10 protein-coding genes are annotated in these 14025 nt (G+C 73.5%); 5 read left to right on the top strand and 5 right to left on the bottom strand.

All coding sequences use genetic code 11. The features are described from left to right. Positions 1 to 175: 175 nt before the first annotated feature. Positions 176 to 691 (bottom strand): DUF4245 domain-containing protein, encoded by a 516-nt coding sequence (locus AC07D6_RS08160; protein ID WP_315879782.1) that lies wholly within the window; start codon positions 689 to 691, stop codon positions 176 to 178. A 135-nt stretch (positions 692 to 826) separates the two neighbouring features. Here AC07D6_RS08160 and glpX point away from each other — a divergent pair, with 135 nt between their 5' ends. Next, positions 827 to 1858 carry a class II fructose-bisphosphatase gene (glpX, locus tag AC07D6_RS08155; RefSeq protein WP_315879737.1) on the top strand — a complete coding sequence of 344 codons (1032 nt, stop codon included), beginning with the start codon at positions 827 to 829 and terminating at the stop codon, positions 1856 to 1858. A 196-nt stretch (positions 1859 to 2054) separates the two neighbouring features. Here the strand turns inward: glpX and AC07D6_RS08150 are convergent, their stop codons facing one another. Both AC07D6_RS08150 and AC07D6_RS08145 read right to left on the bottom strand, forming a co-directional pair. After that, positions 2055 to 2429, bottom strand: coding sequence for a WhiB family transcriptional regulator (locus AC07D6_RS08150; RefSeq protein ID WP_315879738.1), 375 nt, complete (start codon positions 2427 to 2429; stop codon positions 2055 to 2057). Between the two features lie 162 nt (positions 2430 to 2591). Then, positions 2592 to 3269: a DUF1707 SHOCT-like domain-containing protein gene (locus AC07D6_RS08145; protein ID WP_315879739.1), complete on the bottom strand. Its 678-nt coding sequence runs from the start codon at positions 3267 to 3269 to the stop codon at positions 2592 to 2594. Between the two features lie 138 nt (positions 3270 to 3407). On the opposite strand from AC07D6_RS08145, the gene AC07D6_RS08140 reads away from it, so the two are divergent. Then, entirely contained in the window at positions 3408 to 5072 is a 1665-nt protein-coding gene (locus AC07D6_RS08140; RefSeq protein ID WP_315879740.1) for a fumarate hydratase, read from the top strand. 131 nt (positions 5073 to 5203) lie between these two features. Here AC07D6_RS08140 and AC07D6_RS08135 read toward each other — a convergent pair whose 3' ends face one another. After that, on the bottom strand, positions 5204 to 6736 hold the full coding sequence (locus tag AC07D6_RS08135; protein WP_479042937.1) for a ricin-type beta-trefoil lectin domain protein: 1533 nt from the start codon (positions 6734 to 6736) through the stop codon (positions 5204 to 5206). A 105-nt stretch (positions 6737 to 6841) separates the two neighbouring features. Here AC07D6_RS08135 and AC07D6_RS08130 point away from each other — a divergent pair, with 105 nt between their 5' ends. The 3 genes from AC07D6_RS08130 to AC07D6_RS08120 all read left to right on the top strand — a co-directional run bounded on the left by AC07D6_RS08130 (position 6842) and on the right by AC07D6_RS08120 (position 11651). Then, a complete protein-coding gene (locus tag AC07D6_RS08130) occupies positions 6842 to 8278 on the top strand; it encodes a class II fumarate hydratase (protein ID WP_479042936.1) in 1437 nt (478 codons plus the stop codon). A 127-nt stretch (positions 8279 to 8405) separates the two neighbouring features. Further along, on the top strand, positions 8406 to 9149 hold the full coding sequence (gene fomD, locus AC07D6_RS08125) for a cytidylyl-2-hydroxypropylphosphonate hydrolase (protein ID WP_479042935.1): 744 nt from the start codon (positions 8406 to 8408) through the stop codon (positions 9147 to 9149). A 246-nt stretch (positions 9150 to 9395) separates the two neighbouring features. Next, positions 9396 to 11651 (top strand): SpoIIE family protein phosphatase, encoded by a 2256-nt coding sequence (locus AC07D6_RS08120; RefSeq protein WP_479042934.1) that lies wholly within the window; start codon positions 9396 to 9398, stop codon positions 11649 to 11651. A gap of 77 nt (positions 11652 to 11728) precedes the next feature. On the opposite strand, the gene AC07D6_RS08115 is transcribed toward AC07D6_RS08120, so the two are convergent. Beyond that, positions 11729 to 13981 carry a transglycosylase domain-containing protein gene (locus tag AC07D6_RS08115; protein WP_479042932.1) on the bottom strand — a complete coding sequence of 751 codons (2253 nt, stop codon included), beginning with the start codon at positions 13979 to 13981 and terminating at the stop codon, positions 11729 to 11731. Positions 13982 to 14025: the final 44 nt, after the last annotated feature.

Here is a 14025-nt window from a genome sequence, read left to right as displayed (position 1 = left end):
CTGTCAAACACCCCCGGGGGCGGGGGGGGCGGCCCCCCCCCCCCCGGCCCCCCCCCCCCGGGGGGGGGGGGGGGCGGGGGGGGGGGCCCCCCCCCCCCCGGCTCGGCCCGGCTCGGCCCGGGTTCACCCCGGCTCACCCCGACTCGGCCCGGGTTCAGCCCGACTCGACCCGGGTTCAGCCCTGCTCGGCCTTGAGCGCCGCGGCCATCTGGCCCAGCCGCTCGAAGGACGCCGTGCCGGTGACCACGGTCGTCACGCCCTCCTCGCGCAGCACCAGGGCGTCGTACTTGGGGCCCTCCCAGCGCTGCCAGGCCCGCCCGGCGACCTGCTGCGTCCTGCCGGTGTCCCGCGCGTCGTGGGTGACCCTGACGACGTACCTCACCGGGGAGTCGGTGGACTGCTCGACGGCGACGTACTCGCGCTCCGGCGTGAGGAAGCCCAGGTGCCAGGCGTCGCCCTCCTGCCGGTCGTACGAGACCGACGTCGGCCGCCAGTCCGCCCCGAGGCCCTCGGGGGCCGCGACCGGGTACGGCGCGGCGCGCTGGGCCGTCACCAGTTCGACGCGGTAGTCGACCGGCTTGATCGGGTCCGCCGTGTCGTCGTGCGGGACGAAGAGGTAGATCACCCCGGCGGCGGCGCAGATCACCGCCATCGACTGGAACATCCCGCGCACCGTCTGCTTGCCTCGCATACCTGCCACCCCCCTATGGTCGCATCAGTGTGTCCCGCTCATCCGTGGGCCCCTCTGCTCATATTGTCGGCTTACCGATAGAGTCACAGCACCCTCTTCACCACCGGCCGTCGCCGTACAGAAAGGTGCGCTCCGATGACCGAGCACCATCTGCCGTCCGAACTCGAGGTCTCCCCCGAGGCCCCCGACCGCAACCTCGCCCTGGAACTGGTCCGGGTCACCGAGGCCGCCGCGATGGCGGCGGGCCGCTGGGTCGGCCGCGGCGACAAGAACGGCGCCGACGGCGCGGCCGTGCGGGCCATGCGCACCCTCGTCTCCACCGTGTCGATGAACGGCGTCGTCGTCATCGGCGAGGGCGAGAAGGACGAGGCCCCGATGCTGTTCAACGGCGAGCGGATCGGCGACGGCACCGGCGCCGAGTGCGACATCGCCGTGGACCCGATCGACGGGACGACGCTCACCGCCAAGGGCATGCCCAACGCGATCGCCGTGCTGGCCGCCGCCGACCGGGGCGCCATGTTCGACCCGTCCGCGGTGTTCTACATGGACAAGCTGGTCACCGGCCCCGAGGCGGCCGACTTCGTCGACATCAACGCGCCCGTGTCGGTGAACATCCGCCGCGTGGCCAAGGCGAAGGACTCGGCGCCCGAGGACGTCACCGTCGTCATCCTGGACCGGCCGCGCCACGAGGGCGTCGTCAAGGAGATCCGCGAGACGGGCGCCCGGATCAAGTTCATCTCGGACGGCGACGTGGCCGGTTCGATCATGGCGGTCCGCGAGGGCACCGGCGTCGACCTGCTGATGGGCATCGGCGGGACGCCCGAGGGCATCATCAGCGCCTGCGCCATCAAGTGCCTGGGCGGGGTCATCCAGGGCAAGCTGTGGCCCAAGGACGAGGAGGAGCGGCGGCGCGCCCTCGACGCGGGCCACGACCTGGACCGGGTGCTGTCCACGGACGACCTGGTGCGCGGCGACAACGTCTTCTTCGTGGCGACCGGCATCACCGACGGCGAGCTGCTGCGCGGGGTCCGCTACCGCTCCGAGACGGCGACGACCTCGTCGCTCGTGATGCGCTCGAAGTCCGGCACGATCCGGCAGATCGACTCGACGCACCGGCTGTCCAAGCTGCGCGCGTACAGCCAGATCGACTTCGACCGGGCGAAGTAGCCCGGGGACCGCGCCCGACGGCGGCCTCCGACCGGGCGGCTGCCGCCGGGCGGTTCCGGGCGGTTCCCGGCCGGGCGGTTGCCGCCGGTCCCGCGGGACGGCGATACGAAGAGGGGCGCTCCCAGTGCGGTGGGAGCGCCCCTCTTCGTGCGGGCCGTGCCGCGCGGTCCGCCTGCCGTCCGCGCCGCCCGGCCCGTCAGCCGGCGGCGGCGATCTGCTGGCCGGTCGACGCGGCCTTCTTCAGCTCCACCTCGCGGCGCCGGCGGCGGGCCAGCACCACGCGGCGCTCGGCGGCGGTCAGGCCGCCCCACACGCCGTACGGCTCGGGCTGGAGCAGGGCGTGCTCGCGGCACTCGACCATCACGGGGCAGCGGGCGCAGACCCGCTTGGCGGCCTCCTCGCGGGCGAGCCGCGCGGCCGTGGGCTCCTTCGACGGGGCGAAGAAGAGTCCCGCCTCGTCGCGGCGGCACACCGCCTCCGTGTGCCAGGGGCCTGCCTCGTCCTCCCGTGCCGGAACGCGCGGGGACGGAACGGCGGCGACCTGGAGGGGCTGATGCGGCAGTTGCAGCACGGTCTACTCCTGACGACGGCTTACGCGGGCGAGAGAGACGATGCAGCAAGCCCTACCCGCTGTGCGCGGGCCTATGCACTGCGTGGCGCGGGCTTCCAGGGAGTGGACCGGGGGACGGCCGAAAGTCGACGGTCGACGGACGGACCGGGGGCTTCGCCCCCGTCAGCCCCCGAGGTGCTTGCGGAGCTTGTCGTGGAGGAGGTCCGCGATGCGCTTGCCGCGCTTGGGGCGGGCCTCGACGTTGCCGAAGACCGCGCAGCCGTTGACGACCACCACGGGGGCCTCCGGGTCGGCGGCCTCCAGGGTGTGCACCTCGAAGTTGCCGAAGACGCCCGTGCCGTTGCCGCGCAGGGAGACGTTCTCGGGGACGCGGACCTCGACGTTGCCGAAGACGGAGGTGGCGTTGATGGTGGCGAGGCGCTGTGTGAAGGTCGCCTCGGTGAGGTCGATCTCGATGTTCCCGAAGAGGGAGAAGACGGTGGTGCGGGACCCGATCCGCCAGCGGCCCCGGCGGACGTTGCTGGAGAACACCGCGACCAGCCGCTCCTCCGCGCCGTCCGCCCCCGCCGGGCCGTACCCGCCGTACGCCGCGTCGGCGCGGGGCGCGGCGGGCGCGGCGGGCAGGTCGCTGACGATCGGCTCCAGCTCGGCGAGGGTCTTCGCGCGGTACACGGCGTCGATGCGCTCGCCGTGCTCCTCGGCGTCGAGCCGCCCCTCGACCAGCGCCTCCCGGAGGATGTCGGCGACCCGGTCGCGGTCGGCGTCCGACGCGCGCATCGCCGGGGCGGACTGCGGAGCGCGGGGAGCGGGCTGCTTCTGGGGCTGCTTGTCGGAGTCCACGCCCTCAGCGTAGCGAAACGCGATAGATCGCGACCAGGGCGGGGTGAGCCCTACCTCACAGACCCGGGCGCCCGGCGGCGTTCTAGGCTTGTGGACGCGTTGCCAAGGGAGGCCGCGCCGCTGTCTGCCGAGTGAGGAATGGCCGTCATGCCAGAGTTTGCGTACTCCGATCTGCTCCCGCTGGGAGAGGACACCACGCCCTACCGCCTGGTGACCTCGGAGGGTGTGTCCACCTTCGAGGCCGACGGGCGCACCTTCCTCAAGGTGGAGCCGGAGGCGCTGCGCAAGCTGGCGGAGGAGGCCATCCACGACATCCAGCACTACCTGCGGCCCGCGCACCTCGCGCAGCTCCGGAAGATCATCGACGACCCGGAGGCGTCGCCGAACGACAAGTTCGTGGCGCTGGACCTGCTGAAGAACGCCAACATCGCCGCCGCCGGCGTGCTGCCCATGTGCCAGGACACGGGCACCGCGATCGTCATGGGCAAGCGCGGCCAGAACGTGCTGACCGAGGGCCGCGACGAGGAGGCCCTGTCGCGCGGCATCTTCGACGCGTACACCAAGCTGAACCTGCGGTACTCGCAGATGGCGCCGCTGACGATGTGGGAGGAGAAGAACACCGGCTCCAACCTCCCCGCGCAGATCGAGCTGTACGCGACGGACGGCGGTGCGTACAAGTTCCTCTTCATGGCGAAGGGCGGCGGCTCGGCCAACAAGTCGTTCCTGTACCAGGAGACGAAGGCGGTCCTGAACGAAGCCTCCATGATGAAGTTCCTGGAGGAGAAGATCCGCTCGCTCGGTACGGCCGCCTGCCCGCCGTACCACCTGGCGATCGTCGTCGGCGGCACGTCGGCCGAGTACGCGCTGAAGACCGCCAAGTACGCCTCCGCGCACTACCTGGACGAGCTGCCGGAGGAGGGCTCGGTCCTCGGCCACGGCTTCCGCGACAAGGAGCTGGAGGAGAAGGTCTTCGAGCTGACGCAGCGGATCGGCATCGGCGCGCAGTTCGGCGGCAAGTACTTCTGCCACGACGTGCGCGTGGTGCGCCTGCCGCGGCACGGCGCGTCCTGCCCGGTCGCGATCGCGGTGTCCTGCTCCGCCGACCGCCAGGCCGTCGCGAAGATCACCGCCGAGGGCGTCTTCCTGGAGCAGCTGGAGACCGACCCGGCGCGCTTCCTGCCGGACACGACGGACGAGCACCTCGACGAGGCGGGCGACGTCGTCAGGATCGACCTGAACCAGCCGATGGACGCCATCCTCGCCGAGCTGTCCAAGTACCCGGTCAAGACCCGGCTGTCGCTGACCGGCCCGCTGGTCGTGGCGCGCGACATCGCGCACGCCAAGATCAAGGAGCGGCTGGACGCCGGCGAGGAGATGCCGCAGTACCTGAAGGACCACCCGGTGTACTACGCCGGTCCGGCCAAGACGCCCGAGGGGTACGCGTCCGGGTCGTTCGGCCCGACGACGGCCGGGCGCATGGACTCGTACGTGGAGCAGTTCCAGGCGGCGGGCGGCTCGAAGGTGATGCTGGCCAAGGGCAACCGCTCCCAGCAGGTGACCGACGCGTGCGCCGCGCACGGCGGCTTCTACCTGGGCTCCATCGGCGGCCCGGCGGCCCGGCTGGCGCAGGACTGCATCAAGAAGGTCGAGGTCGTCGAGTACGAGGAGCTCGGCATGGAGGCGGTCTGGCGGATCGAGGTCGAGGACTTCCCGGCGTTCATCGTGGTGGACGACAAGGGCAACGACTTCTTCAAGGACCCGGCGCCCGCCCCGACGTTCACGTCGATCCCGGTGCGTTCCTGATCCGGCGGTCGCCGTGAGGCCGGGGACCGGCCCGCGCCGTCCCCGCCGCGCGGCCCCGGCCCGGGCCGGTCGTGCGGGACGGGGCCCGGCCGCCCCGGCGTGCGCCGTGCGGGGCGGTCGGGCCCCGCGCGTCACGCGAAGCGCTGGTTCGCGGCGCCCGCGGCGCAGGGCTGGAGGCGCAGCGGGTCCCCGGCCGACGCGAGGGTCGCGCACAGGTGCGGCGCGGCGGCCGGGCGGAGGGTGCCCGCGTCGCGGGCGAACCTCTGGTGGGCCGCGCCGGAGCAGTTCCAGACGACCAGGGCCGCGCCCGGCTCGTAGCGGGCGCCCGGCACGTCGAGGCAGCGGTCGTGGGTGAGCTCGGTGTGGACGGAGCCGCGCGCCGGGTCGTACCACCAGCCCTGGTTGCGGCCGCCGTGGCACTCCCAGCCGATGACGGCGGTGCCGTTGCGGGTGGTGGCGCCAGAGACGTCCACGCACCTTCCGGTGGCGGCGTCGCGGAGCGGGGCGAACGTGTCGTCCCAGGCGCCGGGGACGAGGACCGGCTCGCCGGTGGAGGCGGGGTCGGCGCAGCCCGCCTCGCGCACGCCGGCCGCGTACAACTGGGTCAGGCAGGACGCGAAGGCGGCGTGGCCGGCCCGGTTGGGGTGGAAGGACTGGCGGACGGAGTTCTCGTCCCAGGGGAACTTCGTCACGTCGACGAAGAGTCCGCGCGCCCACGCCTGGTCCGTGCAGACCTCGTGCCCGTGGAAGAGGCGGGAGGCGTCGAGGTAGACGGCGCCGGTGCGCGCGGCGGCGGTGCGGATGCCGCGCTCGAACGCGGGGACGGCGGTGTCGCGGCCCCAGGCGGTGTCGGAGTCGTAGCCGAGGCCGCCGCAGGCGAGCTTGCCGGGGAAGCCGGGGTCGTCGCGGAAGTCGGGGCCGATGGGGCTGGGGTAGCTCATCACGACGAGCCGGTAGTCGGTGTCGGCGTACCCGGCGCCGCGCATGACGGCGCGCAGGTCGTGGACGGTCTGCTCGACCTTGGGGACGAGGCCGTCGACGCGGGCCTGCCAGCCGGGCGCGTACTTCGGCGCGCAGGGCCCCTGGAGGAGGACGTAGCGGGTGACGCAGTCCGTCATGACGGGGCCGAACTGGAGGTCGTCGTTGGCTCCGGCCACGAGGAGGACCATCTTCACGCGGGTGTTGCGGGCCTTGACGGCGAGGTTGTCGCTCTGGACCAGCTCGTCGGCGTACTGCGGGGTGCCGCCGGCGCGGATGTGGGGGGTGGCGGCACCGGAGCAGGAGACGTTGTAGGTGACGTCGGCGGGGATGCCGGTGCGGTGGACGGCCGCGTCGGGCGAGCGGTGGCACCAGTTGTCGGGGCCGTCCGTGCCGGGTTCGTAGACGCCGACGCCCTCACCGGAGATCTCGCTGTCGCCGAGGGAGACGAGGGCGGTCTTGCGCTCGGCGAAGGGGCGTTCGGCGGGGCTGCCGTAGAGGGCGGTGGCCTCGGCCGCGCGGACGCGCTCCAACGCGGCCGGGAGGGGCGTCGAGGTGACGGTCCGCTGGCCGGCCGGCGGGGGGCCGGCGGCAACGGCGGGCGGGGTGGTGGCGAGGCCGCCGAGGGCGGCGGTGAGCGCGACGGCCGCCGCCGCGCGTCCGAGTTTCCTTCTGGTGCGCGCCATTGCGCCTCCTGGAAGTGGGGTTACCCACGGTTTTTACTGGTCGGTAAAGCACTTGGGAATAGAGCGAATGAGACAGGTGCTCAACTCTTCCGGGAGGTCGGGACGATGACGGACACGAGGGAACAGCGCGGCGACGGCGGGGCCGGCGGCGACGGCGGCTACCGGGTCGAGCACGACTCCATGGGCGAGGTGCGGGTCCCCGCGCACGCCAAGTGGCGGGCGCAGACGCAGCGGGCGGTGGAGAACTTCCCCGTCTCGGGACAGCGCCTGGAGCGGGCCCACATCGCGGCCCTGGCCCGCGTCAAGGCGGCGGCGGCCAAGGTCAACGCGGAGCTGGGCGCCCTGGACCCGAAGATCGCGGAGGCGGTGCGGGCGGCCGCGGCGGAGGTCGTGGAGGGCCGGTGGGACGACCACTTCCCGGTCGACGTCTTCCAGACCGGTTCCGGCACCTCCTCCAACATGAACATGAACGAGGTCCTCGCCACCCTCGCGACCGAGCGGCTCGGCGACGGCCGGACCGTCCACCCCAACGACCACGTCAACGCGTCCCAGTCGTCGAACGACGTGTTCCCGTCGTCCATCCACATCGCGGCGACCGCCGCCGTGACCGGTGACCTGGTCCCCGCCCTCGACCACCTGGCCGCCGCCCTGGAGCGAAAATCAGCCGAATTCGCGGAGGTCGTCAAGTCCGGCCGCACGCACCTGATGGACGCCACGCCGGTGACGCTCGGCCAGGAGTTCGGCGGCTACGCGGCGCAGGTGCGGTACGGGGTGGAGCGGCTGCGGGCCGCCCTGCCGCGCCTCGCGGAGCTGCCGCTGGGCGGGACGGCGGTCGGTACGGGCATCAACACGCCGCCCGGCTTCTCCGCCGCCGTCATCGCGGAGGTCGCGCGGGACACCGGGCTGCCGCTGACCGAGGCGCGCGACCACTTCGAGGCGCAGGGGGCGCGGGACGGGCTGGTCGAGACGTCGGGCCAGCTCCGTACGGTCGCCGTCTCTCTCACCAAGATCGCGAACGACCTGCGGTGGATGGCGTCCGGGCCGCGCACCGGCCTGGCCGAGATCAACCTGCCGGACCTCCAGCCCGGCTCGTCGATCATGCCGGGCAAGGTGAACCCGGTGGTCCCGGAGGCGGTCCTGATGGTCGCCGCGCAGGTCGTCGGCAACGACGCCACGGTCGCGGCGGCCGGCGCGGCCGGGAACTTCGAACTCAACGTGATGCTCCCGGTCATGGCGAAGAACCTGCTGGAGTCGATCCGGCTCCTGGCCAACGCGGCGCGGCTCCTCGCCGACCGCACGGTCGACGGGATCACCGCCAACGTCGAACGGGCCCGCGAGTACGCCGAGTCGTCCCCGTCCGTGGTGACGCCGCTCAACCGGTACATCGGGTACGAGGAGGCGGCGAAGGTCGCCAAGCGGTCGCTGGCCGAGCGGAAGACGATCCGCGAGGTGGTCCTGGAGTCCGGGTACGTGGAGCGGGGTGACCTCACGCTCGAACAGCTCGACGAGGCGCTCGACGTCCTGCGGATGACCCGCCCCTGACCGCCGCTCCCCCAACCGCCGCTCCCCGGCCGTACCGCTTCTGACCTGCGGCGTCGGTGACCGGGACGGCCGTCCCGCGTGACCTGGATCGCGGACGTCCGCCCCGGCGCGGTCCTAAGATCTGCGCATGACAGCGGAGACGACAGGCCCGGCGCCGGAGGTCGGGGCGGTGCCGGCGGCGGGAGGAGAGGCGGGAAGCGGTCCGGGCTCCGGCGGTCCGGGCGGCCCGCGTTGGGCACCGGGCGACCGGATCCTGTGGCGGTACCGGGACAACGGCGACGGCCACGTCCACATCTGCCGTCCCGTGACCGTCGTCCGGGACTCCCCCGACCTGCTCGCCGTCTGGATGGCGCCCGGCACCGAGTGCGTCAAGCCCGTACTGGCGGACGGCACGCCCGTGCACGAGGAGCCGCTCGCCACCCGTTACACCGCGCCGCGCACCACCGCGCGCACCCGTTGGTCCGGCATGGGCGTGCTGAAGCTGGCCCGCCCGGCCGACCCGTGGTCGGTGTGGTTGTTCTGGGGCGAGGGCTGGGAGTTCCGCAGTTGGTACGTCAACCTGGAGTCGCCGCGCGTACGGTGGTCCGGTGGCGTCGACTCCGAGGACCACTTCCTCGACATCTCCGTCTACCCCGACCGCAGTTGGCTGTGGCGGGACGAGGACGAGTTCGCCCAGGCACAGCGCGCCGGGCTCATGGACGCCGCCCAGGCGCGGCGGGTGCGGGAGGCGGGTGACGCCGCCGTCGAGGTGATCCGGGCGTGGGGCGCGCCGTTCGCGGACGGCTGGGAGGAGTGGCGTCCGGACCCGCGCTGGACGGTTCCGGAGCTGCCGGCCGACTGGGATCGCCTCCCGGCCCGCACGGCACCGTGAGACCCTTGATACGCCCCTGGGGGGTAACCGTAGGATCGTCCTCCGCCGGACGGCCGACCCGGCCCCGCAGCAGTAACGACCGATCACTGGACAGGAACTGACCGTAAGTCACCTACGAGGGGGTGGAGCCGTGCCCGAGGTGTGCACGGATCCGTCGTCCCTTGTCGACGCCGCGCTCAGAGCGGGTATAGCGCCTGTCAGAGCGATTGCATCGCCCACCCGGCCCGGACGGACGGAATCCCACGCGTGACGGAGCATCCCACCTCCCATGAAGGTCGGCAGCCGCTCGCTGCCCGGCCTCAGGAACGCACCCGGCCCCGGCAGGAGGCCCCGGAGCCCGCCGAGGGCCCCGCCGTGGCCGCGCCCCCGCGGGACCGGTCGCACCCCGGCGGCTCCCCCGTCCCCTCCCCGTCCGGTCCGCCGGTCCCGGTGGACGCCCCGGACGGGTCGCGCGCTGCCAACGCGGCCCGTGGGGCGTCCCGTACGGCCCGTGCCGCGTCCGCGGTCCGCGAGGCGGTCGCGGGGCCCGGGGGCGTGGCCGCGCGCGGCGGGGCGCAGGCGCGGGTGCGCGCGGACGCCGAGCCGGACCACCCCGGCGACGGGACCGGTACCGGGAGCGGTGAAGGGACCGGTGACGGCGGCCAGGCGCGGGCCCAGGAGGGTGTGCGGCCTCCGGGCGGTGCCGCCGCGGCGGGCGCCGTGGCCGGTGGTCCGCCCGGCGGTGGGGACGGCGCGGCGGGCGGCGTTCCGGCGACCGTCGCCGGCCTGCCGCAGGACCCGGTGGGGACGGCCCGCCGGGAGGGCGACCGGCTGCGGTTCGTGGGCGCCGCGACGCGGCGGATCGCGCGCGGCATCGACCTGGACGAGATCGTGCTGGGCCTGTGCCGGGCCACCGTGCCGACGTTCGCCGACGCGATACTCGTGTACCTGCGGGACCCGCTGCCGGTCGGCGACGAGCGGCCCGTGGACCCGTTCGTCCTGCGGCTGCGCCGTACGGACCGGTTGCGTTTAACGGAGGACGACCCCGGCGACCTGGGCCTGCTCCCGGCCGGGCCCGTCGTGGCGCCGGACGCCGAGCAGAGCCCGGCCGCCGAGCTGTGCCGGGTCCGCCCCGGCGGGCACCTCGCGGAGGTGCTGCGCGGGGTGCGGCCGGTGTTCGGCGACTCCGCGGCCGCGCGGGCGGCGCTGCCGGAACTGCTGGGCGAGGGGCGTACCGTACCGGCCGGGCACCGGGCGATCCTCGCGCCGCTGCGGGGCCGCCGCCGGGTGATCGGCGCCGCGGTGTTCCTGCGCCGCCCGGACCGCGCCCCGTTCGAGCCCAACGACCTGCTGGTGGCGGCGCAGTTGGCGACGCACACGGCGCTCGGCATCGACAAGGCGGTGCTGTACGGGCGCGAGGCGTACATCGCGGACGAGCTCCAGCGGACGATGCTCCCGGAGAACCTGCCGCAGCCGACCGGCGTGCGGCTGGCGTCCCGCTACCTGCCGGCCGCCGAGACGGCGCGGGTCGGCGGCGACTGGTACGACGCGATCCCGCTGCCCGGCAGCCGGGTCGCCCTCGTCGTGGGCGACGTCATGGGCCACTCCATGACCTCGGCCGCGATCATGGGGCAGCTGCGGACGACGGCGCAGACGCTCGCCGGGCTCGACCTGCCGCCGCAGGAGGTGCTGCACCACCTCGACGAGCAGGCGCAGCGGCTCGGCGAGAACCGCATGGCGACCTGCCTGTACGCGGTGTACGACCCGGTGGCGCACCGGATCACCATCGCCAACGCCGGTCACCCGCCGCCGATACTCCTCCACCTGGGCGGCCGGGCGGAGGTGCTGCGGGTCCCGCCGGGCGCGCCGATCGGCGTGGGCGGCGTGGACTTCGAGGCCGTGGAGCTCGACGCCCCGGCGGGCGCGACGCTGCTGCTGTACACCGACGGGCTCGTCGAGTCGCGGCTGCGGGACGTGTGGACCGGGATCGAGCAGTTGCGCGAGCGGCTCGCAGCGACGGCGCAACTGACGGGCCCGGACCACCCGCCGCCGCTGGAGGCCCTCTGCGACGACGTGCTCGACATGCTCGGGCCGGGTGACCGGGACGACGACATCGCGCTGCTGGCGGCCCGGTTCGACGGGATAACGCCCAGCGACGTGGCGTACTGGTTCCTGGAGCCGGAGGACGCGGCGCCGGGCCGGGCGCGCCGACTGGCCCGCAGGGCACTGGCCCGCTGGGGCCTGGAGGAGCTGACGGACTCGGTGGAGCTGCTGGTCAGCGAGGTCGTGACGAACGCCGTGCGGTACGCGTCACGGCCGGTGACGCTGCGGCTGCTGCGGACGGAAGTGCTGCGCTGCGAGGTCGGCGACGACTCGCCGCAACTGCCGCGGCAGCGCCGGGCGCGGGACACCGACGAGGGCGGGCGCGGCCTGTTCCTGGTCAACCGACTGGCGCGCCGGTGGGGTGCGACGCGGCTGTCGACCGGCAAGGTCGTCTGGTTCGAGCTGCCGACGCGGCTCTGAGGGCCGCGGCACGGCGGAAGGGGGAAGGGAGGTGGCCGGGCCCCTGGTGCGGGGCCCGGCCACCTCCCTTCGTCTCCCTACGGGCGGACGGGCTTGTCCTTGTCGGGCCCCGGGCCCGCGCCCGGGGCCTCGTCGTCGCCCGACTCGCTGGTGCTCGGTGACGGGGACGGCGGGGACTGCGTGGGCGGCGTCGGCTCACCGGTCGACGGGCTCGGCGAGGACGGGGTGCCGCTCGGCGTGCCGGAGGACGGCGAGTCCGACGGCTCGACCGGTTCGTCGCTCGGCGAGGAGGACGGGGACGGGGACGGGGACGGGCTCCCGGACGGCGACGGGACGGGCGCCGGGTCGGGGGCGGCGATCTCCATGACGTCCAGGTCGAACCGCGCGTCGGAGCCGCCGCCCAGGGCGTCCAGCGTGTAGTCGGCCCAGATGCGGGCCGGGAAGCCGCCGCCGTTGGCGCGGCCCGAGTTGGCCGTGCCGGTCAGGGTGACCTGCTCGCCCTTCTCGGTGTCCTCGCCGAACAGGGCGACCACGGTGGCCAGTTCGGGCGTGTAGCCGGCGAACCAGGCGGACTTGTTGTTCTCGGACGTACCGGTCTTGCCGGCCGCCTGGTACGCGGGGGTGTCGGCCGCGCGGCCGGAGCCGTTCCTGACGACGCCGGTCAGGACCGAGGTGACCGTGTCGGCGGTCTGGCGGCTGACGGCCTGCGGGCCGATCGGGTCGGGCAGCTCGACCGTGCGGTCCTTGTGCTCCGCGGACTTCACGATCGCCGGCGTGACCTTCCTGCCGTGGTTGTCGAGGGTGGCGTACACGCCGGCCATGTCCCAGGTGGAGGCGCCCATGGTGCCCAGCGACATGGCGGGCTGCTCGACGAACCCGTCGGTGTCCTTCATGCCGAGGCCGAGGGCGGTCTTCTTCACCTCGTCGGGGCCGACGTCGACGATCATCTGGGCGAAGACCGAGTTGATCGACTTGTTCATGGCGCGCTGGACGGTGACCGGGCCGTAGCTGATGTCGTCCTCGTTCTCCGGGGCGAACGGGGTGTCGCTGCCCTGGACGGGGCGCCGGCTGGTGCCGTCGTAGGTCGTGTTGACGCCGATCCGCCGGCCGTCCTGCGTCCGGGAGCCGTTCTCCAGGGCGGCGGCGAAGACGAGCGGCTTGAACGTGGAGGCGGGCTGGTAGTCGCGCCGGGTGGCGTTGGACATCCAGTGCTCGGTGGCGCCGACCCCGCCGTACAGGGCGACGACGTGTCCGGTCTTCGGGTCGACGGAGGTCGCGCCGGCCTGGACGGTCGCGTCGACCTCGTTGCCCTCGCGGTCGAGCCGGCTCTCCAACTGCTCGTCGACCGCCTCGACGAGCTCCTTCTGGCGCTTCTTGTCGATGTTGAGGGTGATGGTCCAGCCGCCGGCCTTGATGTCCTCCTCCTTGACGCCCTGGTTCACCAGCTCCTGGTTGGCGGCCTCGACCAGGTAGCCGGTCTGGCCCTCCATGCCGGGGGCGGGCCTGGGCTCCTGGGGGACGGGGAACTTCATCCCGGCGCGCTCGGCCGGGTCGAGCCAGCTCTCCTCGACCATGTTGTCCAGGACGTAGTTCCAGCGCTCGGTGGCGAGCTTGCGGCCGGTCGCCGTCGCGGACGTCCAGTCGTACTGGCTGGGCGCCTGGAGGAGCGCGGCGAGGTAGGCGCCCTGCTCGACGGTCAGCCTGCCGGCGTCGACGCCGTAGTACGCCTGGGCCGCGGCCTGGATGCCGTACGCGCCGCGGCCGTAGTAGCTGGTGTTGAGGTACCCGGCGAGGATCTCCTCCTTGCTCTGGCGCTGGTCGACCTTGAGGGAGATCACCAGTTCCTTGAGCTTGCGGGTGACGGTCTGGCTCTGGTCCAGGTAGTAGTTCTTGACGTACTGCTGGGTGATGGTCGAGCCGCCCTGCTTGCCCTTGCCGGTCACGGAGTTCACGAGGCCCCGGGCGGTGCCCTTGAAGTCGACGCCGTGGTCCTCGTAGAAGGTCTTGTTCTCGGCGGCGACGAACGCCTTCTCGACCGGGTCGGGGATCTTGTCGAGGCCGACGATGGACCGGTTGATCTTGCCGCTGCGGGCGAGGATCGAGCCGTCGGAGTACTTGTAGACGTTGCTCTGCAGTTCCGCCTCGGCGTTGGCCGTGGGGACGGGGACGAGCAGGTAGACGGCGTAGAAGCCGCCCATGGCGAGCAGGCAGCACACGAAGAGCGTGCCCAGCAGCCTCCGCCACGCGAAGAAGCGGCGTATGCCCCCGCGACCCCCCTGTTCCCGGCGCGCCCCGCGCTGCCGGGACCGTCGCGCTTCCGCTCGGCCCATGGCTCCGTCGCTCCCGTTGATCGGTGTTCGTCCGTCGCGTTTCG

The sequence above is a fragment of the Streptomyces sp. NPDC045287 genome (assembly GCF_056432325.1).
This window is presented reverse-complemented; position numbering and strand designations above follow the sequence as displayed.